A 20,047-nucleotide genomic window follows, 5' to 3' on the forward strand; every position below is an offset into this window, starting at 1 on the left:
GCGCCGCACAGCAGTGCTGAGCAATGTTGGACCTGCGGCCCGCGCCTGAGCGGGCCGGACAATCTGCAGGTCCAGAGGAGAAACGTGAGCGTCCTTGCCCGAAGCGTAGGCAATGCCTTCCGCAACAAGATCAGAACGGCGGCGGTTGTTGCCGTCCTGGCCGTAGCCATCGGCTTGGCTTTGGCCATGCTCGTGGCCAACCAGGCCGTGGGTGCCAAGGTCCAGGAGCTGAACGCCTCCGTGGGGACCACCCTGACCGTCAACCCTGCAGGCGGCCAGGGCTTTGAAGGCGGCGGCGAACCGCTCACGACGACGGAAGCCCAGACCGTGGCCTCGGTAGCCAACGTCACGTCCGTGGTGGGAACCAAGGCGCTGCGGCTCCAAACCGCGAGCACGACGACGGGAAGCACCGGTGCGACCACCGGCACTACCGAGCAGGCCGGCCCGGGTGGCGGGTTTGGTCCGGGCGGGCAGCAGGCGACGGTGAGCACCAACCTGACGGCCGCCGTCGACGCCGGAACTCTTGGCAACCGCAACAGCTCCACCGGAACAACAGGCTCCACCGGTTCCACCACCCAGCCGACACGCACCTTGCCCATCACCGCAACAGGGACCGGCGCCGAGGTGGACAGCACGGGTAAGGCGCTGAACATCACCAGCGGTACCGGCCTGGGCGACTACACCGCGGCCGAAGCCAAAGCCCTGGTGGGCAGCTCGCTTGCCGAGAAGAACAACCTCACCGTGGGCTCAACCTTCACCGTCCAGGACAAAACGTTCACGGTAGCTGGCATCTTCGACGCAGGAACCACGTTCGGCAACAACGCCGTCTACGTGACACTGCCCGAAGCCCAGGCCCTTGCCGCAACCCCGGATGAACTCTCCACCATGATCGTCACGGTCAACAGCATGGAGAACGTGGACAGCACCAAGACCGCCGTCCAAAACGCTCTGGGTACGGACAAAGCAGACGTCACGCAGGGCCAGCGCAACCTCGAAACAGCCGTCAGCTCCCTGAACAGCGTGAAGAACATCTCACTGATCGCTTTCATCGCCGCACTGGCCACAGCTGGCATCATCATCCTGCTCATCATGGTGATGTTGGTCCGCGAACGCCGCCGCGAGATCGGCGTCCTCAAGGCGATCGGCGCCCCGAACCGCACCATCGGCCTGCAATTTGTGCTGGAGTCCCTGGTGCTCGTGGCCCTCGGCAGCGTAGTGGGTGCCGTCATTGCCTCCCTTGCCAGCGGCGGCATCGCTTCGGCGCTGATCAGTTCCAACACCACCACGACGGCGGCCACCAGGACCCAGCGGGGTGGCGGCCTGGCCGGGGCCGTACCGAACGGTTCACTACCCGGTGGTGGCGGCTTCCAGGGTGGTGGTCAGGGAGGTCCATTCGGCGGCGCTTCCCAACTGCTGACGTCCGTTACGGCCAGCGTCTCCCCCGGCGTCCTCGCTGCAGGCATCGCAGCCGTGTTCGCTGTAGCCATCATCGGCGCCCTGGTACCCGCGCTGCTGACTGCACGTATCCGCCCCATCGAAGTACTCCGAGGAGAATAGCCGTGATTGTAGTCAAGGATTTGGTCCGTCAGTTCAAGTCCGGCGACCGGACCATCAAGCCGGTCAACGGCGTCAGCTTTGAACTCGGGAAGGGTTCGCTCGCATCCATCGTCGGCAAGAGCGGCAGCGGCAAAAGCACGCTGTTGTCCCTCCTCGGCGCGCTGGACAAGCCCACTTCGGGAGACGTCGTCGTGGATGGCGTCAGCCTGGCGGGCCTGCCGGACGGCAAACTGACCGAATACCGGCGCCGGGACATCGGCTTCGTGTTCCAGCAGTTCAACCTGATCCCCAACCTCAGCGCCGTGGACAACGTGATGCTGCCCATGGAGTTCGCCGGTGTCCGCAAGTCGGCCCGTTTGCAGCGGGCCAAAGAGCTCTTGGAGCAGGTTCAACTGGATCCGGAAAAGCACGCGCGCAGGACCAACCGGCTCTCGGGCGGCGAACAGCAGCGGGTGGCCATAGCCCGTGCGCTGGCCAACGAACCCAAGCTGATCCTCGCCGATGAGCCCACCGGAAACCTGGACGAGCAGACCGGTGAGCACATCATCGAGCTGCTCAGCTCGCTGAGCCGCGACCACAACACCACCATCCTGGTGGTCACCCACGACCGCAGCCTGGCCCAGAAAACCGAACGCTGCTTCCGGCTTCAGCAAGGCCGGCTCACGGAGGAGGTCAGAAGCGGATCGCGTCGATAACCTTGACGCGCACCGCCACCAGGGCGGGGATTGCTCCGGCGAGCGCACCCACCAGGACGGCGGCACCGAAGCCCAGAAGGGCCGCGTTGACGGGAAAGGCCGGATATTCAGTGAGTCCCGGAGCCACCTTAGATTCGATCCAGGGGTGTTTGACCACCGCGACGGCGAGCATCACTCCGGCGATGCCCGCCACCGCGGTGGCCACCACGGACTCCATCATGACGCCAACGAAGATGCGGCCCGATGTCGCTCCGAAGCTCCGCCGGATGCCGATTTCCCGCACCCGGTAGCGCACGGTGACCATGGAGATGTTCAGCATGCCGACCGCCCCGAGGAGCAGCACCAGCCCGGCAACTCCGCCCACCACCAACTGCACGGGAGCAAGCGGGTCGCCCCAGGCCGCGTAGTCGACACGATTGGCTTGGGCGTAGTAGCCGGGGAATTGTCCTTGCAGGTCTGCGGTGATCGCGGCCATGACGACATCAGCCTGCTCCTCGCCCACCCACAGTTTGAACTCCGACATTTGCGGTTTCATCCCCGTCACGGCCGCACCCTCGGTGAGGATGAACGCAGCCGGAGGCATGTCCGGAAAAACGTCCCGCACCACGCCGATGATCACGGCCGTTGCCGGCTGGTCACCTGGAATGGTGACTGTGGGGTGGGTTGTCAGGTTGGGCCTGCCCGCTTGGTTGTAGAACGCTTCGGAAACCACGACGGCGGGGGCCAGCCTTTGGCCGTCGTCGGCAGCGAACCAGCTTCCCTGCAGAAGCGGTACGCGGTGGATGGTGCCGTATCCGATGTCCACGATGGTCATGCTGACCGGGGTCACTCCGCGGGGAAACTGGAAACCCGCCTGGGTCTGGCCCATGTGGGTGGAGGTACTGATGCCGTAGCGCTGCTGGATCCCTTGGTACACCTTCTCGATCTTCTCCGGGTCCGGAGGGGTGGGGCCGTTGACGCTGAGGGCCAGCGTGGCAACACGTCCCCCGTTGCGCTCCGACTGCACTTTGTAGCCTTCGCGGGCCAGGTTTCCCACGCCCACTACGGAGGTCAGGGCAGCCACGGACAGGGCAACGCCCATGAGCGCCAACAGAATTCTCACCTTGTTGATCCGGAGTTCCTGCCAGGCTTCCACCAACGTGGAGATCACGCCCGTCATGCGGACACCCCCGTGTCGGCGGGCGCGAGCGGGCTGAGGACCCCGGCATCCAGGCGGAAACAAGCCCGGGCCAGCGCTGCCACGTTGGTGTCGTGGGTAATGGTGACCAGGGCCGCGGCGGTTTCCGTGGCGACAGTATCCAGCAGCGCCATGACCGACTGGCCGGTCTCAACGTCCAGGGCGCCTGTCGGCTCGTCGGCAAGGATGAGCCGGGGCCGGCGGACCAAGGCCCGCGCGATGGCAACGCGCTGCTGCTCACCGCCGGAGAGCATATTGGGCATGGTGTTGGCCCGCGCCGCGAGGCCCACCCGCTCCAACATATCCATGGCCAGTTCCCTTCGACGCCAGAACTCCCGGCCTTTGGCGTAAAACAGCGGGGTGATCACGTTGTCCAACGCGCTGCGTCCCGGTAACAGGTTGAATTGCTGGAAGACGAAGCCCACGGTGGATCCGCGGAGGCGGGCGCGGGCGTTGTTGCCCAGCCTGTCAGCGGGCTGGCCCAGAAACTCCAGCTCCCCCGACGTCGGAACGTCCAACAGGCCCAAAAGGTTGAGCAGGGTGGATTTGCCGCACCCTGAACGGCCCACAATCGCAGTGTGGTCTCCGCTGTGGACCTCCAGGTCGATGCCTTTGAGGATGTGAAGTTGTTGTTCGTCCGGCAAGGTGACGGACCGGGTGACCGAGCGGAGGCTGACGAGTGTTTCCTTGGGTTGCTCCATTGCCGCTAACCCGCCGGGGCGACGGCAACCTGTCCAGGACCCATGGGCCCTGGGACAGCCGGCGCGCCGGGTACGAATTCAAGGACCTGCTCGCCCTCGGCCAGGCCAGACGTCACTTCCACCACGGAGCCATCATTAAGGCCCAATTGGACCGTGCGCTGCTCGGGTGCGGCCGCTGCCCCACCCGGCCCTGCGATCCAGACGATCCCGTCCTTCACGCTTCCTTTCACCGACGTCAACGGAACGGTCACCACATCCGGTGCGACGCCCGCACTGACCGTCATGGTGGCTCCCAAACCAGGGAAGACCTGCTGGCCCGACGGGACGGGGCAGCTCAACGTTCCTGTGGGGCTGCCGCCTTCTTCCGGTTGGCTCGGCGCCCCCGGGCCGGCAACAGCCATGCCCACGCCCATTCCAGCACCTCCACCGCTGGCGACAGAACCGCCGGAGCCGCTGCCGCCGTCGTCGGACGCGTTGTTCTTGAGCGTCACTTCGGTGCACTGGAACGGCGCCGGGCCGCCCACCAGGGCGATTTCTGCCGGACCGGGCTTGCCGAGCAGCCGGTACTGCTGGGCGGCGGTAACTGAACCCGCCACAGTGTAGGTTCCGGGATCGATCTTGCCCACGGGCTCACCAACGGTCACTTGCTGGTCAACGAGTGTGGAGAGTGACTGCAGGGTTCCTGCGCTGGGGGCAAGGATGTCGAAGTAGTCGTAGACAGGCTTCGGCGGGGTCCCGTCCTTGGACGGTGCGCCGGTGACAGCGCGCTCGGCCTTGACCTGGAACAGCGCGTCACCCTTGGCAACGGTGGCACCCTGATCAACGAAGACCTTGATAACTTTTCCGGCCGAGGTGCTGCGGACGATGGCGGCTGCGTCGCTCTGGACGGTGCCCTTGATCTGGACGGTGTTGGTGACCGTGGCCCGGGTGGCCGGGACCACCGGAATGTCCACTTGGGCCAGCGGTGCCGGCTCCGATGCCGCTGACTCCATGCCATCGACAAAAGCGATCTTGACCAAGGCCACCGCGATAACGGCGAATATGGCCAACCAGGCAACCGGCAAAATGACGCGCCGAAAAATACCCATCCCTGCTCCATTTCGGTAACTCCCCACAGAACCTCTGCGAGGGATGATGGCCTAAGCCTAGGCGAGGAAATCCACGGCTCCGGGCATTCGTGTGACTTGACAGAAGGCTTACCGTGTCGGGCCCTTTGTTCCGCGCGTGCGCACCCGTTCCCGCCCGGTGCACCAGAGGTTCCGGGTGCGAGCGGGGCAAAAGGGTGCGGCACCAACCACGCTCGAGACCCTCACACTCCAAGCCCCACACTCTCCCAGGCCGAGCCCTGGCTGCATCGTGCACAGCGCACCCGTTGCCGCCGGGCGCACCCCACGTTCCCGGCGGCCGCACCCGTTCCCGCCCGGCGCACCAGAGGTTCCGGGAGCGAGCGGCGCGAAAGGGTGCGCACCGCAGCGGCTTGGCCGCCCAACCCTTGCGCCGAATGACTTGTGCCAAATGAGAGGATGGCACTCATGACCCTCCCCATCGCCAGGCCGTGGCTGTTCGAGCAAACCAACCAAGATCCCCGGGCAGCGACCGGACAGCCGTTGCGGTGGGGCGTGGTGTCCACGGGCAACATCGCCAACAGCGTGTCCCAGGACCTGGCGATGCTGGAAGACGCGGAACTCTACGCCGTAAGTTCACGGACTCAAGAGGCAGCGGATGCTTTCGCCAGTGCACTCGGCTTCGCCAAGGGTTACGGGGACGACGGCGGTGTTCCCGGCTACCAGCGGATGTTCGCCGACCCCGCGGTGGACGTGGTGTACATCGGGACTCCGCATGCCCAGCACTTCCAGATCGCCTCCGCCGCACTGCGGTCCGGCAAACACGTCCTCTGCGAGAAGGCCCTGACCATCAACGCCCGCGAAGCGTCGGAATTGGTGAAGCTGGCTAAGGAAAACAAGGTGTTTTTCATGGAGGCCGTGTGGAGCCGGTTCCTGCCCAGCATGCAGCGCGCGTTCGAGATCGCCGGTTCAGGTGAGCTTGGGAGCATCCAGTGGGTCAGCGCAGATCTGGGTTTCCCGGCGCCCTATGATCCCGCCGCCCGGATCTGGGCTTTGAACGATGGCGGCGGGGCGCTCCTGGACATCACCGTCTATCCCCTGCTCTGGGCGCTGGGAACCCTTGGCTTTCCGCATTCTGTCACTGCCATCGGATCGTTGAACGAGGACGGCGTGGACACCCAGAACGCACTGACACTCGGGTACGCCGACGGCGCGCAGGCCCAGCTGACGTCGTCCTTGATGGCGCACGGGCCACGGACTGCCACAGTTGCCGGCGGATTGGGCTTCCTGCAAACGGTCGGGTCGGTGAACAACCCCCGCGAACTGCTCATCAGGGTTGGCTGGGACGAGCCCCGGCACGAGCACTTCGACGTGGTGGGCATCGGCTACACGTACGAGCTCCGCGAAGTGACGCGATGCGTCCAGCAAGGCCTCACCGAAAGTCCCGTGATGCCGTTGGAGGACTCGGTCAACGTGATGCGCTTGTTTGACGGAGTGCGCTCACAGCTGGGTATCCGGTACCCGAACGACGCACGGTGAGTGCCGCCGTCGTGAGGGGTTAGCTCTCGGGGCTTTGGCATTGGGTTCAAGCGCCGGGACGTCGCCCCTCGACGAGAACCGCCGGCGTGATTTAACCCAGGTGAGCTAACGTCACGTGCGCTAGCGACCGCGAGCCGGCTGGCGCGCCAGTTTGCGGTCCAAGGACAGCGCGCCGGGGCCCAGGAACACGAACGCCACGGAAATGGCGAAATAGATAATCAGGAGCTCGGCCGTAACCCCGGCCGCGTCGGTCAGCAGCGGCTTGCCCGCCTCCGTCACGAACCAGATCGAGGCAAACAGGATCGCCGCGAGGAACCCGGCCACCCGGGTCAGCGCACCCAGGACCAACAGCGTGCCAAGGCCAAGCTCGCCCGCGATGACCAACCAGGCAATGAGTTCGGGCTTCTGGACACCCATGGCGGCCACGGACGCGGCGAAAGCTGCGTGTCCGGCCATGAGCTTCTGGAGGCCGTGGACCACCATGAGCGCACCGAACACCACGCGCAGGATGGCGACACCGCGGGAGGAGGACTGGGGAGTGGGGTGAAGGAATTTCACCGTCCCAATCTTCCACGTCCGCGTGTCAGGCGCCAACCAGGGCCTGCATCAGGGCGTTCCCAACGCGCAGAACGATGCGAACCGTCACTTGGTCGGGCGCTTGGGGGCAGAATGGGAGGTGGCCCTGTTCGGGGCCGCGTTTCAAGAGGGCCACGGTGGATGGAGCAGGCATGGAAGTTGATGTTGTAGTTGTTGGTGGAGGAGCCATGGGATCGGCTGCCGCGTGGCAACTCTCCCGGTCCGGACGCTCAGTGGTCCTCCTGGAACGGTTCGAGGCCGGCCACCACATCGGCGCATCCCATGGCGCAACCCGCAACTTCAACACCGCCTACGCCGAGGCCGACTACCTGGACCTCCTGGCTGAGTCCAAGACCCTCTGGGACGAACTCGCCGCAGAGCACGGCGCACCCCTGCTGGACCTGGTGGGGCTGGCGAACCACGGCAACATCCCCAAGCTGGAAAAGGTCCGCGAAGCCCACCAGGAACGCGGCATCGAGAGCTACTTCATTTCCGCGGACGAGGCCGCCAATCGCTGGCAGGGCATGAACTTCGCCACCGACGTCCTGTTCGTGCCAGGTTCCGGACGGATCCGCTCAGCAGATGCCCTGGTGGCGCTCCGGAACAGTGCCGAGGCCCGGGGAGCCATTTTCAAGTATTCGACGCCGGTCCGGGACATCCGCGTGGACGGCGCGGAATCTGTGGTCGTGGTGACCGAGGAAACCGAGTACAGAGCCAAACGGGTGGTGGTCACTGCCGGGGCGTGGACCCCCAAAGTCCTGAACGGCCTCGCCAAGCTTCCGTCCCTGGTGGTCACGCAGGAGCAACCTGCCCATTTCACCCCTACGGACAACACCCTGGTGTGGCCCAGCTTCAACCACAGCCCGGACCCCGACCCCAACAACGAGCTCTACGAATACTGGTTCAGCCCCGTGTACGGCATGCTCACACCGGGCGAAGGCGTCAAAGCGGGCTGGCATGGCGTTGGCCCCGTCATGGACCCCGATGAGCGCACATTCGAACCCATCCCCCAGCAGCTCGAAGCCTTGGTGCGGTACGCAGAAGAGTGGCTTCCCGGCGTCGACCCCTCCACTGCGGTTCCCATCAGCTGCACCTACACCACCACCCCCACCGAAGACTTCGTGCTGGACAGTTTCGGGCCGCTGGTGGTGGGCGCCGGTTTCTCGGGTCACGGTTTCAAGTTCACGCCGGCCATTGGCCGGGTGCTGAAGGACATCGTCGACGGCGGCACCGCACCCGCCAGGTTCCACGCCGACCGCTAAGCCGACCGCCAACCGGGGCACGAACGCAAAAAAGACCCCGCAAGCTTGACGCTTGCGGGGTCTTTTCGCTTGGCTTAGCCCAAGGTCGAGAGAACCTTGTTGAACGTCGCCGACGGGCGCATGATCTCAGCGGCCTTGGCAGCGTCCGGACGGTAGTAACCTCCCAGGTCGACGCCGTGACCCTGCACTGCGGCGAGCTCGCCAACGATGGTGTCCTCGTTGGAGGTCAGGGCTTCAGCGATTGCTGCGAAGTCCTTGGCCAGCTCTGCGTCTTCGGTCTGCTTGGCCAGTTCCTGGGCCCAGTACGTGGCCAGGTAGTAATGGCTGCCGCGGTTGTCCAGCTCGCCGACGCTGCGGCGCGGGGACTTGTTTTCCAGCAGGAACGTACCCGTTGCGCGGTCCAGCGTGTCAGCCAGGACCTGTGCGCGGGCGTTGTCCGTGGTGGTGGCAAGGTGCTCGAAGCTCACTGCCAGGGCAAGGAACTCACCCAGGCTGTCCCAACGCAGATGGTTTTCCTTGACCAGCTGCTGGACGTGCTTCGGAGCGGAGCCACCGGCACCGGTCTCGAACAGCCCGCCACCGTTGATCAGCGGAACGATGGAGAGCATCTTGGCGCTGGTACCGAGCTCGAGGATGGGGAACAGGTCCGTGAGGTAGTCGCGGAGGACGTTGCCCGTAACGGAGATGGTGTCCTCGCCCTTACGGATGCGCTCCAGGGTAAAGGCCGTGGCCTCAACCGGGGAGAGGATCTCGATCTGCAGGCCTTCGGTGTCGTGTTCCTTGAGGTACTCGTTCACCTTGGCGATCAGGTTGGCGTCGTGCGCGCGGGTCTTGTCCAGCCAGAACACGGCCGGAGTCTGGGACGCGCGGGCACGGGTGACGGCCAGCTTGACCCAGTCGCGGACCGGGATGTCCTTGGTCTGGCAGGCGCGCCAGATGTCGCCCGGGGCAACTTCGTGCTCGATCAGGACCTTGCCGGCGCCGTTGACCAGCTGGACCGTGCCCGGAACCTCGATTTCGAAGGTCTTGTCGTGGCTGCCGTATTCTTCGGCAGCCTGCGCCATGAGGCCCACGTTGGGAACGGTGCCCATGGTGGTGGGATCAAACGCACCGTTGGCGCGGCAGTCGTCCAGGACAACCTGGTAGACACCGGCGTAGGAGCTGTCCGGGAGGACGGCCAGCGTGTCGGCTTCCTTGCCGTCCGGGCCCCACATGTGGCCGGACTGGCGGATCATGGCGGGCATGGAAGCGTCCACGATGATGTCGGAAGGGACGTGGAGGCTCGTGATGCCCTTGTCGGAATCCACCATGGCCAGCGCCGGACCATCTTCGAGGCCCTTGGTGATGGCAGCCTTGACGCCTTCGCGGACGTCTTCCGGAAGGTCTTCGAGACCGTTGAGGATAGCGGCCAGGCCGTTGTTGGGGCTGATGCCAGCTGCGGCGAGCTGCTTGCCGTAGGTCTCGAACAGCTCGGAGAAGTAGGCCTTGACCACGTGGCCGAAGATGATGGGGTCCGAGACCTTCATCATGGTGGCCTTCAGGTGCGCGGAGAAGAGGATGCCCTCTTCCTTGGCGCGGGCAACCTGTGCTTTGAGGAATTCGTCCAAGGCTGCTGCGCGGAGGACTGTGCCGTCAACGATTTCGCCAGCCAGGACCGGGAAACCCTTCTTCAGGACCTTGACGGAGCCGTCTTCGCGGACGAGCTGGATGGTGAGGGAGTCATCCTTGTCCAGGACAACGGACTTCTCGTTGGAGCGGAAGTCATTCTCGCCCATGGTGGCAACGTTGGTCTTGGAATCTGCGCTCCAGGCACCCATGGAGTGCGGGTTCTGGCGGGCGTAGTTCTTCACCGACAGGGGTGCGCGGCGGTCGGAGTTGCCTTCGCGCAGTACCGGGTTCACGGCGGAGCCCTTGATCTTGTCGTAGCGCGAGCGGATGTCCGTCTCGGTGTCCGAGGAGGGGTTGTCCGGGTAGTCCGGGAGGGCGTAGCCCTGGGCCTGGAGCTCGGCGATGGCAGCCTTGAGCTGCGGCACGGAGGCGCTGATGTTGGGCAGCTTGATGATGTTGGCTTCCGGCTGCTTTGCCAGTTCGCCAAGTTCAGCCAGGGCGTTGCCCGTGCGCTGCTCCTCGGTCAGGAAATCACCGAAGACGGCGATGATGCGGCCGGCCAGCGAAATGTCGCGGGTCTCCACCTCTACACCTGCGGTCGAGGCATACGCTTCCACAATCGGCAGGAATGAGTAGGTTGCCAGCATCGGCGCTTCGTCTGTGTGGGTATAGATAATCTTGGCCATTGGCGGGGTTCTCCCTGAAAGTCTGCAGATTTCAACATCTCCTAACTTACCCGAGTAGGCCGTTTTGGCGGCTCTTCGTGTCCGGGATCACTCCTTTGGTTACCGGCCGGGAAAACGATTTATGCCGGGCGGTGACCTGCCCGCCGCCGCTGCGCACCGCCGTCGTACGCCCCCTCCAGTAGCACGACAAGAAGTGACAGCCAAATATCACAAACTCTGAAACATCTCTTTACAAACTTGTCATACGCGCGATACCTTCGATTCCGTCAGTCGGCGGTCGCCATCACTGGCCGCCTCACTCCCTCGATAGGTAGGAACAACGTGACGAAAACCAAGACCCTGGCCACAAGCCTGCTGAGTCTGTCCGCTGCCGCAATCCTGGCGCTGGTTGGAACCACCAGTGCCAACGCGGCACCGGTGAACACCACAGACTCCAGCGGCGCTGCGGTCAGCAGCCATGCAGCGTCCGACACCGGCGCTGCAGACTACTGGACGCCTGAGCGCATGAAGAACGCCAAGTCCGGCGACATCCTCGGCGTCAAGGCACTGGAACGCGGCAAGCTCCTCAACCTCGGCAAAGCCCAGGTCACCGAAGCCCCGGGCGCTGTCAGCAGCATTCCCGGGCAGCAAGCCGCCGACTCCACCACGATCGACCGCAAGGTCAACCAGAGCGAAACCCCGGTCAAGCACATCGGCAAGATCTTCTTCACCCTCGGTGGCTCCAACTACGTCTGCTCCGGCAACTCCGTGACCGCCGCCAATAAGAGCACGGTGTCCACCGCCGGCCACTGCGTCAACGAAGGACCCGGCGCCTACGCCACCAACTTCGTCTTCGTGCCGGCCTACCTCAACGGCGCAGCACCCTACGGGAAGTGGACGGCAAAGGCGCTGTACTCCCCCACCCAGTGGGCCTCCAACGGCAACATGCAGTACGACACCGCTTTCGCCGTCATGAACACCCTCAACGGCCAGAAGCTCGCAGACGTCGTGGGCTCCTCCGGAGTCCAGTTCAACGCCGCACGCGGCCTGAGCTACAAGTCCTTCGGCTACCCGGCAGCTTCCCCGTTCAACGGCGAATCACTCAAGAGCTGCTCCGGCACTGCCACCAACGATCCCAACAACCCGCAGTTCAACACCCAGGGCATCCCCTGCAACATGACCGGTGGCTCCTCAGGCGGTCCGTGGTTCATCGGCAACAGCTCCACCGGCTACCAGAACTCCATCAACAGCTACGGCTACGGCAGCAACTCCACCACCATGTACGGCCCCTACTGGGGCACCGTGATCCAGTCCACCTACAACACCGCGGCGGCTTCGTAACGGTTCCTCAATAGCACGTCCCTGTTAAGTACGACGGCGGCCGTCCCCTACCGGGGGCGGCCGCCGTTGCGTTGTGGTGCTTATAGGGCGCGTGGTTTCGACACGCTTGGGTTCCTAGTGGAACGCACCTGGGTTCCTAGTGGAAGAAGTGGCGTGCGCCGGTGAAGTACATCGTGATGCCCGCGGCGTTGGCTGCGGCGATGACTTCCTCGTCACGGACGGAACCGCCGGGCTGGACCACTGCGCGGACACCTGCCTCGATCAGGATTTCCAGTCCATCGGCGAACGGGAAGAACGCATCGGACGCTGCAACGGCGCCGCGTGCGCGCTCGGGTGCGTCGGCACCGCTGGCGTTGGACGCGCCGCCAGCACCTTCGACGTCGGACTCCACCTGGACGCCAAGTGTGTTGGCGCGTTCGACGGCGAGGCGGCAGGAGTCGAGGCGGTTGACCTGGCCCATGCCGATGCCCACAGCAGCACCGTGGTTGGCTAGGAGGATGGCGTTGGACTTGGCCGCGCGGCACGCGGTCCACGCGAACGCGAGGTCAGCGAGGGTTGCATCGTCAGCAGCTTCTCCGGCAGCGAGCGTCCAGTTGGCGGGGTTGTCGCCGTCGGCGTCCACCTTGTCGGACATCTGGACCAGGACGCCGCCGGAAACCTGGCGCATCTCGGACGGGTAGCGGCCGTAGCCCTCGGGCAGGGCGAGCAGGCGGATGTTCTTCTTCTTGGAGAGGATCTCCACGGCCTCGGGCTCGAAGTCCGGGGCGATGACAACCTCCGTGAAGATGTCCGCAACCGTGCGGGCCATGCCAGCAGTAACCGTACGGTTCGCCGCGATCACACCGCCGAAAGCGGAGACGGGGTCGCAGGCGTGGGCCTTGGCGTGTGCGTCGGCGATCGGGTCCGCAGAGTCTGCAGAACCAACAGCAACACCACACGGGTTGGCGTGCTTGATGATCGCAACTGCGGGCTCGGCGAAGTCGAACGCAGCGCGGAGGGCGGCATCGGCGTCGACGAAATTGTTGTAGCTCATGGCCTTGCCGTGCAGCTGGTCAGCCTGGGCGATGCCGGCCGGAGCAGCCTTGTCTACGTAAAGTGCAGCCTGCTGGTGCGGGTTCTCGCCGTAGCGGAGGACCTCGGAGCGCTCGAGTGCCAGGCCGGCGTATGCGGGCCAGTCGATGATGCCGTCGCCGTCTTCGTCTAGGAACTGGCTGGCGGTCCAGGAAGCAACAGCGTTGTCATAGCTTGCCGTGTGCGCGAAGGCCTTGGCGGCCAGGCGGCGACGGGTGTTCAGGTCGAAACCGCCGTGGGCTGCGGCGTCGACAACAGCACCGTAGAAGTTCGGGTCCGTGACGATGGCGACGGCGGCGTGGTTCTTCGCAGCCGAACGCACCATGGCGGGGCCTCCGATGTCGATCTGCTCAACAACGTCATCCTGCGCTGCGCCGGACTTCACGGTCTCGACGAACGGGTACAGGTTAACCACCACGAGGTCGAAGGTTTCGATCTCCATGCCGGCCAGGGTGTCCATGTGGGCCGGGACGCGGCGGTCAGCCAGGATGCCGCCGTGCACGCGCGGGTGCAGGGTCTTGACGCGGCCGTCCAGCATTTCCGGGGAGCCGGTGACTTCTTCGACTTCCTTGACCGGGATGCCTGCGGCGGCGATCTTCTTGGCGGTGGATCCGGTGGAGACGATTGCGACGCCTGCTGCGTGCAGGCCCTTCGCGAGCTCCTCCAGTCCCGTCTTGTCGTAAACCGAGATCAGTGCACGGCGGATGGGAACACGGTCAAGCTGCGTCAAGCTCACAAAAGTCTCCGTCTTAGTTCGCGTAGATATCGCGGGTGGTGGGATACGGGCAGTTTATCGTGTTTCGTTGGTTGGCTCGTTTTGCGTCTTTGGGGACCCTTGCGTTGCGAGGCCCGCTCTGCGTGCCACTCGCGCACCTAAGCGCGCACACCAGGCCCCACAAATCACGCCCCCGCGTTGCGAGGCCCGCTCCGCGCCCCAACTCCCGGACCTCACACGCACACCAGGCCCCACAAATCACGCCCCCGCGTTGCGAGGCCCGCTCCGCGCCCCAACTCCCGGACCTCACACGCACACCAGGCCCCACAAGTGCGCCCCCGCGTTGCGAGGCCCGCTCCGCGCCCCAACTTCCGGACCTCACACGCACACCAGGCCCCACAAGTGCGCCCCCGCGTTGCGAGGCCCGCTCTGCGTGCCACCCCGAGCACGAAAGGCGCACACCAGGCCCCACAAATCGTTGCCCCGCGTTGCCCCACGTTGCGAGGCCCGCTCCGCGCCCCAGTGCGCGCCCAGACGTGACTTACGCAGACGGCCCTCGCCAACCGCGCGATGTCAACGCGTCTCGTACTTTGCGTTCTGCGTTGGCCCACCCGGCCTTCATTTGGACCTCAGAAAATTTCAGAACAATCCATCCCATGGCCCGAAGCCGATCGTCGCGCTCAATGTCCCTGCCCCACTGCACAGGGTCGGAGCGGTGATGGTCCCCCTCATACTCCATGGCAATTTTGTACTCCTTGTACTGGAGGTCGGGCGTTGAGACATAACGGCCATGATCATCGAAGATTGGTTGGGTTACTGCTGGCTCCGGCAGCCCGGCGTCGACTATCTTCAGGCGCAGCCTTGACTCCTGCGGCGAGTCGACGCCCGACCGCAACAATGGCAAAATTTCCCGCGCCATACGGATCCCCTTGACCTTCGGGCGCCGATCAACAACTTCTTGGAGCGCTTCGATCGAGGACAAAGGATTCTTCCTGGCCAGCAGCGAATCCCCTGCCGCCACCAGAGATGACCTGCCCATATGCCTGGCCAAATCTACCCATGTCCATTCCGGCGACGTCAGTTGAACTCCGTTTAGCACCCGCACATCCCGAGCGAGCAGAGGTGCCCGATGACCTATCACTCCGCGACGCTTGACCCTCCCAATTTCTTGCCGACGCGTCACGTGGATCAGCCCGCCCCTCCCCTCTTCCTCGAGGTAGATAGGAAGCGGAATAGACCACAAGAGTGCCGCCGTGACATGGCTCACTGCGCAGCGGGGTGTGACTGTGGTGTGCAGCCGTCCGAGCAGTTCGAGGTCGCGTTCGTTTGCCTCTGCAACACGAAGGCCCCGACTCGGCGTTAGGAGCCCTTTCGTCTGGAGCCGCCATCGCGGCACACCGACGGCATATGCGTCTGCGACGAGAAAACCTCGGGGATCGACCTCCGGCGGCAAAGGGGTGAGATTTCGCATGGGTCCATAGTTGCCGGAAACGATGGCTCACATTCGGTTATCCACAGAAGACGCTGCCAGAGGCATCTCTGTCTACTCCTCCACAGCTGTTGTGAGGCCCACTCTGCGCCCCAAACACCCGAAGTGCCACGCACAGCAGGCCCCACAACGCGTGATCGCAGCACTGGGGGAGGCCCGCTCTGCGGGGCAAACCCACAACCAAACACGCACAGCGGGCCCCGCAACATAGGGTTGTGCCATGGAAGACCCCCAGGATGTGGTTCTTGTTGCCGATGTAGGGAAGAGCCGGTGCCGCGTGGAGTTGCGCCGCGGTTCGGAGTTGCTGGGTGCCGCGGACCAGCACGGGTTCCCGGGAGTTCACGTGGACAACGGCCCTACCCTCGCGTTCGACCTCCTGCTTGAGACCGTTGCGCTGCTGCCGCCGGGCCTGCCCTTGACGACGGTAACGGGTATCGGCGCTGCTGTGGCCGGCGTCGAGGCTTCGGCGCAGAAGTCACAGGAGCTTGCCACCATGTTGTCCCTACGCTTCGGAGTTCCCGCGGCGGTCCTCTCCGATGCCACAGCCGCCCAACTCGGCGCACTCCAGGGCGCCCCCGGCACGACGTTGATCGTGGGCACCGGCGCCGTCGCTTTCCGCTTCGACGAGCTCGGTGTCCTGCACCGGGCCGACGGCTGGGGACCTTACCTGGGTGATCGCGGCAGCGGCCGTTGGATAGGCCAGCAGGGTCTGCAGGCAGTTCTTGAAGCGCACGACGGCGGCCCGGCCACCTCGTTGTCCGTTGCGGCCGGGGCTTTGGTTGAGTCGCCGGAGATGCTCCCGGGGTGGCTGGCCGACCAGGAAAACCCCTACCGGGCGATGGCCCGTTTCGCACCGCTGGTTCTGCAGGCAGCGGAGGCGGGTGACGCCGTCGCACTTAACATCGTTGGTGAGGCGTGCCGCATCCTGACGGCTACGGTGCAAAGAGCCTCCGGCGACGACACCTCGCAACGGGTGGCGCTGCTGGGCGGCGTGGTGGGGTCGGACTTCTTCGCGTCGCTCTTGCGGAAGTCCCTCGCTTCGGCTGGGATTGAGGTGGTGGCCCCGCTGGGCGATGGCCTGGACGGCGCCGCCCTCGCTGCGACGCGCCGCGGGCTCATCCAGGAAAGGTACATCCACCGTGACGGAACAAACTGGCCCGACTGACGCCGACAAACTTGCGGGCCTGCGCACGGAACTCGCCGGATTGCAGACCGAAGCCACCGCGGAGGGCCTGGAGAACCTGGACATCCTTGGCACCGAAGAACTCGTGGCCGCAATGCTGGCCCACACGGCAGGCGTGCACGCTGCCGTTGCAGCGGCCAGTCCCGCGATTATCCAAACGGTCGACGCCGTTGCGGAGCGGCTCCAGCGCGGCGGCCGCCTTTTGTACGTGGGCGCCGGGACCGCCGGGCGGCTGGGTGTGCTCGATGCGAGCGAGTGCCCGCCAACGTTCGGCACACCGCCGGGACTCGTCGTCGGATTGATCGCCGGTGGCACCAAAGCGATCCAGCACCCGGTGGAGTACGCCGAGGACAACGCAACGGCCGGCGCGCGGGACCTGCACGACATCAACGTGACGGAAGCGGACGCCGTCGTCGGTATCACTGCCTCCGGGAGGACGCCGTACGTGATCGGCGCGCTTGAGGAGGCACGTAAGCGCGGTGCGTTCACGGCGTCGCTGGCCTGCAATAAGGGATCGGCCGTGAGCCATGTGGCCGATGCTGCGATCGAGGTTGTTGTGGGTCCGGAGTTCATCGCCGGCTCAACCCGGCTGAACTCGGGCACCGCCCAGAAACTTGTCCTCAACATGATCAGCACGTTGGTGATGGTCAAGCTCGGCAAGACCTACGGGAACCTCATGGTTGACCTGCGTGCCACCAACGAGAAATTGCTGGCCCGGTCACAGCGGACCGTGCAGCACGCCACCGGTGTTTCCGCGGCGGAAGCGGCAGCGGCGTTGGACTCCGTGGGCGGCTCTGTTAAGGCGGCAATCCTGGTGCTCCTCACGGGAATCGAAGCCTCCGCAGCGAAGGGCGCGCTTGAGGAAGCGGGCGGTTTCCTGCGAAGGGCCATCGAGAACCAGAAGTAACGTCGGCCGCCAGGCCAAAGGTGTTGCCCGGCAGGGCCTAAAGTTGCATGCAGGAGGCCCTATGAATACGTACACAACCGTGCCCAGCGGCGAACAAGTGGTGCAGGAACTGCCATGGCGCTGGAAGGTTCAAGGCAAGATCTTCGTCATCGGCGGCCTTGGATTCATGTTCGACGCCTGGGACGTGACCCTCAACGGCATCCTGATCCCCTTGCTGTCCAAGCACTGGTCCCTGCAACCCGCTGACGCGGCGTGGATCGGCACGGCCAACCTGATTGGCATGGCTGTAGGTGCGTTCGCATGGGGCACCATAGCCGACACCATCGGTCGCAAGAAGGCGTTCACGGCCACCCTCCTGATCTTCAGCATCTTTACGGTCCTTGGCGCGTTTTCGCCGGACATTGTGTGGTTCTGCATCTTCCGTTTCATGGCCGGCTTTGGCTTGGGCGGCTGCATCCCCGTGGACTACGCCTTGGTGGGTGAGTTCACGCCCCGCAAGCAAAGAGGCAAAGTCCTTACCGCCATGGATGGTTGGTGGCCGGTGGGGGCAGCACTGTGTGGTTTCCTGTCCGCCTGGCTGGTGGCGGCTTTCGGAGACTGGCAGCTCACCATGCTGATCATGGTGCTGCCCGCGTTGCTCGTGTTCTGGGTGCGCCGATCGGTCCCCGAATCGCCGTTGTTCCTGATCCGGAAGGGTCGTCGCGCTGAAGCTGCGGCTGTGATCGACGGCTTGGTCGACGCCACAGGGGCTGAACCCCGCGCCTACAGCCTGCCCGAGCCGGAGGCCGCACCCCGGCTCTCCGCCGGCAGTGCGTGGTCGCAGCTTCAGAAGATCTGGCAGTTCAACTGGAAGATCACCACCACGGCCTGGGCCTTGTTCTTCTCCGTGCTCCTGGTCTACTACCTGTCGCTGACGTGGATGCCGCGCATTCTCATCGGCGCCGGGTTCGAGGAGTACAAAGCGTTCGTAACGACGGCGGGTATGGCCGCCGTCGGGCTTTTGGGCGTGGTGGTTGCTGCGCTCCTGGTGGAACGGGTGGGCCGCAAGTGGATCTTGGCTATCACCGGTCCCCTGTCCGCGGTGACGCTGGTGATTGTGGCGCTCGTGGTGGACGTTCCCTCGGCTGCGGTGTTCTGGCTGCTGGTGTTCGGGTTCGTGGTCCAGGTGGCCATCCCGGTGCTGTACGCCTACGTGTCCGAGCTGTATCCCACCGAGCTTCGCGGCTCCGGATTCGGGTGGGCTTCGACGTTCTCCCGCATCGGCGCGGGCTTTGGGCCCTTGGTGTTTGCGTCATTCTTCTGGCCGGAGTTCGGTTTGGCGACGTCCTTTGCCCTCGCCGGTGGCCTGGTGCTCCTGTCGGTGCTGTGGATGGCGTTCTTCGCCCCGGAGACCAAGCAGCGCGAGCTCTCCTGACGCGAGCTCTCCTGACCCGGGCGGGGGCGGGCTAGTGGGCCGCGAGGTCCCGCAGCGTCTGGACCAGCAGTCGGCGCTCCACGATCTTGATGCGCTCGTGGAGGGTTTCTTCGGTGTCATCCGGAAGCACAGAGACGGCCTCTTGGGCGATGATGGGGCCCGTGTCCACGCCGGCGTCGGCCCAGTGCACGGTGCAGCCGGTGACCTTAACGCCGTAGGCCATCGCATCGCGGACACCGTGGGCGCCGGGGAAGGACGGGAGCAGCGCCGGGTGGGTGTTGACGTACTTGCCGCCGAAGGCATCGATGAAGTCGGCGCTCACGATCCGCATGAAACCGGAGGAAACCACCACATCCGGGCTGTAGGAAAGCACCTTGTCGCGCAAGGCCGCGTCCCACTCGGCGCGGGTTTCGAAGGAGTTGAAGTTCACCACGAACGTCTCAATGCCCGCTTCGTCGGAACGCTCCACGCCGTAGGTATCGGGCCGGTCAGCGCCCACAGCGGCGATCTCGACATCCAGTTCACCTGACTTCACGGCGTCGATGACTGCCTGAAGATTGGAACCGGTACCGGAGACGAGGACAACAATGCGCATTGCACTAGCTTATGGGCGGCTCGCGTAGGCTGGAAAACATGAATCCCGACGTCGGTCCCAAGCCGAGCCAGCAATCCCGGTCCGAGGCCGAAAAGTCCGCGCTCGGCGTGACCCAGATCCTGTTCCGCGCCTTCCTTTTGTCGGCCTTGGGCGCGTTCTTCGTGTTCTCCCTGAACGTGGATTACGTCTGGCTGAGCGCCATCCTCACGCTCGCCGCCGGGGTGTTGGGCGTTGTGGTGCTGGTGCGGACAGTGAAGTTCAAGCAGCCCCGCCTGATCCTGTTCGGGACCATCTCCGGCCTGATCGTTACCGCCGTGATGTGCCTGCTCATCCTGACGTCCGTGCTTTTCTTCAAGCAGGTCAGCACCTACCAGGATTGCTCCCGCAGTGCGCTCACGGAAACCGCGAAGTCGCAGTGCCTGACCCAGCTGGAAAACTCCATGCCGGGGCCGTTGCGGTAGCCCGGCGTCCGCTTGGCGGCCGCTGAC

General features: G+C 64.8%; 17 protein-coding genes. 9 read left to right on the forward strand and 8 right to left on the reverse strand.

What is annotated here, in order from left to right; translation table 11 throughout:
• Positions 1-84: 84 nt before the first annotated feature.
• Together NEK97_RS04615 and NEK97_RS04620 are read left to right on the forward strand one after the other, a co-directional pair.
• On the forward strand, positions 85-1,557 hold the full coding sequence (locus NEK97_RS04615) for an FtsX-like permease family protein (RefSeq protein WP_257368759.1): 1,473 nt from the start codon (positions 85-87) through the stop codon (positions 1,555-1,557).
• 2 nt (positions 1,558-1,559) lie between these two features.
• A complete protein-coding gene (locus NEK97_RS04620) occupies positions 1,560-2,252 on the forward strand; it encodes an ABC transporter ATP-binding protein (RefSeq protein ID WP_257368760.1) in 693 nt (230 codons plus the stop codon).
• Here NEK97_RS04620 and NEK97_RS04625 read toward each other — a convergent pair.
• From NEK97_RS04625 to NEK97_RS04635, 3 genes are read right to left on the reverse strand one after another with little or no spacing between them, the layout of a single operon-like run.
• Positions 2,230-3,411, reverse strand: coding sequence for an ABC transporter permease (locus tag NEK97_RS04625; protein WP_257368761.1), 1,182 nt, complete (start codon positions 3,409-3,411; stop codon positions 2,230-2,232). The genes NEK97_RS04620 and NEK97_RS04625 overlap by 23 nt on opposite strands.
• Positions 3,408-4,130 carry an ABC transporter ATP-binding protein gene (locus NEK97_RS04630; RefSeq protein WP_257368762.1) on the reverse strand — a complete coding sequence of 241 codons (723 nt, stop codon included), beginning with the start codon at positions 4,128-4,130 and terminating at the stop codon, positions 3,408-3,410. The genes NEK97_RS04625 and NEK97_RS04630 overlap by 4 nt, the downstream gene beginning before the upstream one ends.
• Positions 4,131-4,135: 5 nt before the next feature.
• Positions 4,136-5,218 carry an efflux RND transporter periplasmic adaptor subunit gene (locus tag NEK97_RS04635; protein ID WP_257368763.1) on the reverse strand — a complete coding sequence of 361 codons (1,083 nt, stop codon included), beginning with the start codon at positions 5,216-5,218 and terminating at the stop codon, positions 4,136-4,138.
• Positions 5,219-5,662: 444 nt separating this feature from the next.
• On the opposite strand from NEK97_RS04635, the gene NEK97_RS04640 reads away from it, so the two are divergent.
• The gene (locus NEK97_RS04640) at positions 5,663-6,733 is read left to right on the forward strand and encodes a Gfo/Idh/MocA family protein (RefSeq protein WP_257368764.1); all 1,071 of its coding nucleotides are present in this window, start codon (positions 5,663-5,665) and stop codon (positions 6,731-6,733) included.
• 120 nt (positions 6,734-6,853) lie between these two features.
• Here the strand turns inward: NEK97_RS04640 and NEK97_RS04645 are convergent, their stop codons facing one another.
• On the reverse strand, positions 6,854-7,291 hold the full coding sequence (locus tag NEK97_RS04645) for a DoxX family protein (protein WP_257368765.1): 438 nt from the start codon (positions 7,289-7,291) through the stop codon (positions 6,854-6,856).
• Positions 7,292-7,461: 170 nt separating this feature from the next.
• On the opposite strand from NEK97_RS04645, the gene NEK97_RS04650 reads away from it, so the two are divergent.
• Positions 7,462-8,571, forward strand: coding sequence for an FAD-dependent oxidoreductase (locus tag NEK97_RS04650; RefSeq protein WP_257368766.1), 1,110 nt, complete (start codon positions 7,462-7,464; stop codon positions 8,569-8,571).
• Between the two features lie 74 nt (positions 8,572-8,645).
• Here NEK97_RS04650 and NEK97_RS04655 read toward each other — a convergent pair whose 3' ends face one another.
• The gene (locus NEK97_RS04655) at positions 8,646-10,865 is read right to left on the reverse strand and encodes an NADP-dependent isocitrate dehydrogenase (RefSeq protein WP_257368767.1); all 2,220 of its coding nucleotides are present in this window, start codon (positions 10,863-10,865) and stop codon (positions 8,646-8,648) included.
• A 216-nt stretch (positions 10,866-11,081) separates the two neighbouring features.
• Here NEK97_RS04655 and NEK97_RS04660 point away from each other — a divergent pair, with 216 nt between their 5' ends.
• Positions 11,082-12,185 (forward strand): hypothetical protein, encoded by a 1,104-nt coding sequence (locus NEK97_RS04660; RefSeq protein ID WP_306672847.1) that lies wholly within the window; start codon positions 11,082-11,084, stop codon positions 12,183-12,185.
• 136 nt (positions 12,186-12,321) lie between these two features.
• Here the strand turns inward: NEK97_RS04660 and purH are convergent, their stop codons facing one another.
• Both purH and NEK97_RS04670 read right to left on the reverse strand, forming a co-directional pair.
• On the reverse strand, positions 12,322-13,992 hold the full coding sequence (gene purH / locus NEK97_RS04665) for a bifunctional phosphoribosylaminoimidazolecarboxamide formyltransferase/IMP cyclohydrolase (RefSeq protein WP_257368769.1): 1,671 nt from the start codon (positions 13,990-13,992) through the stop codon (positions 12,322-12,324).
• A gap of 520 nt (positions 13,993-14,512) precedes the next feature.
• A complete protein-coding gene (locus NEK97_RS04670; RefSeq protein ID WP_257368770.1) occupies positions 14,513-15,442 on the reverse strand; it encodes an endonuclease domain-containing protein in 930 nt (309 codons plus the stop codon).
• A 238-nt stretch (positions 15,443-15,680) separates the two neighbouring features.
• Here NEK97_RS04670 and NEK97_RS04675 point away from each other — a divergent pair, with 238 nt between their 5' ends.
• From NEK97_RS04675 to NEK97_RS04685, 3 genes are all read left to right on the forward strand, one after another.
• Complete coding sequence (locus NEK97_RS04675) at positions 15,681-16,625, forward strand: N-acetylglucosamine kinase (RefSeq protein ID WP_257368771.1); 945 nt, start codon at positions 15,681-15,683, stop codon at positions 16,623-16,625.
• Positions 16,600-17,550 (forward strand): N-acetylmuramic acid 6-phosphate etherase, encoded by a 951-nt coding sequence (gene murQ / locus NEK97_RS04680; RefSeq protein WP_257368772.1) that lies wholly within the window; start codon positions 16,600-16,602, stop codon positions 17,548-17,550. Before NEK97_RS04675 ends, murQ begins: the two co-directional genes overlap by 26 nt.
• A 61-nt stretch (positions 17,551-17,611) precedes the next feature.
• Positions 17,612-18,964 (forward strand): MFS transporter, encoded by a 1,353-nt coding sequence (locus NEK97_RS04685; protein ID WP_257368773.1) that lies wholly within the window; start codon positions 17,612-17,614, stop codon positions 18,962-18,964.
• A gap of 31 nt (positions 18,965-18,995) precedes the next feature.
• Here NEK97_RS04685 and purN read toward each other — a convergent pair whose 3' ends face one another.
• Positions 18,996-19,559 (reverse strand): phosphoribosylglycinamide formyltransferase, encoded by a 564-nt coding sequence (gene purN / locus NEK97_RS04690; RefSeq protein WP_235519162.1) that lies wholly within the window; start codon positions 19,557-19,559, stop codon positions 18,996-18,998.
• 11 nt (positions 19,560-19,570) lie between these two features.
• Here purN and NEK97_RS04695 point away from each other — a divergent pair, with 11 nt between their 5' ends.
• Entirely contained in the window at positions 19,571-20,020 is a 450-nt protein-coding gene (locus tag NEK97_RS04695) for a hypothetical protein (protein ID WP_257368774.1), read from the forward strand.
• Positions 20,021-20,047 lie beyond the last annotated feature (27 nt).

It is taken from the genome of Paenarthrobacter sp. UW852 (genome assembly GCF_024608385.1).
GTDB lineage: Bacteria > Actinomycetota > Actinomycetes > Actinomycetales > Micrococcaceae > Arthrobacter.

Excerpts from the sequence above, each read along its gene's own strand:
- NEK97_RS04625 (WP_257368761.1), bottom strand. The coding sequence starts at position 3,411 with ATGACGGGCGTGATCTCCACGTTGGTGGAAGCCTGGCAGGAACTCCGG.
- NEK97_RS04630 (WP_257368762.1), bottom strand. The coding sequence starts at position 4,130 with ATGGAGCAACCCAAGGAAACACTCGTCAGCCTCCGCTCGGTCACCCGG.
- NEK97_RS04635 (WP_257368763.1), bottom strand. The coding sequence starts at position 5,218 with ATGGGTATTTTTCGGCGCGTCATTTTGCCGGTTGCCTGGTTGGCCATA.
- NEK97_RS04640 (WP_257368764.1), top strand. The coding sequence starts at position 5,663 with ATGACCCTCCCCATCGCCAGGCCGTGGCTGTTCGAGCAAACCAACCAA.
- NEK97_RS04650 (WP_257368766.1), top strand. The coding sequence starts at position 7,462 with ATGGAAGTTGATGTTGTAGTTGTTGGTGGAGGAGCCATGGGATCGGCT.
- NEK97_RS04655 (WP_257368767.1), bottom strand. The coding sequence starts at position 10,865 with ATGGCCAAGATTATCTATACCCACACAGACGAAGCGCCGATGCTGGCA.
- NEK97_RS04670 (WP_257368770.1), bottom strand. The coding sequence starts at position 15,442 with ATGCGAAATCTCACCCCTTTGCCGCCGGAGGTCGATCCCCGAGGTTTT.
- NEK97_RS04675 (WP_257368771.1), top strand. The coding sequence starts at position 15,681 with ATGGAAGACCCCCAGGATGTGGTTCTTGTTGCCGATGTAGGGAAGAGC.
- NEK97_RS04685 (WP_257368773.1), top strand. The coding sequence starts at position 17,612 with ATGAATACGTACACAACCGTGCCCAGCGGCGAACAAGTGGTGCAGGAA.
- purN (WP_235519162.1), bottom strand. The coding sequence starts at position 19,559 with ATGCGCATTGTTGTCCTCGTCTCCGGTACCGGTTCCAATCTTCAGGCA.
- NEK97_RS04695 (WP_257368774.1), top strand. The coding sequence starts at position 19,571 with ATGGGCGGCTCGCGTAGGCTGGAAAACATGAATCCCGACGTCGGTCCC.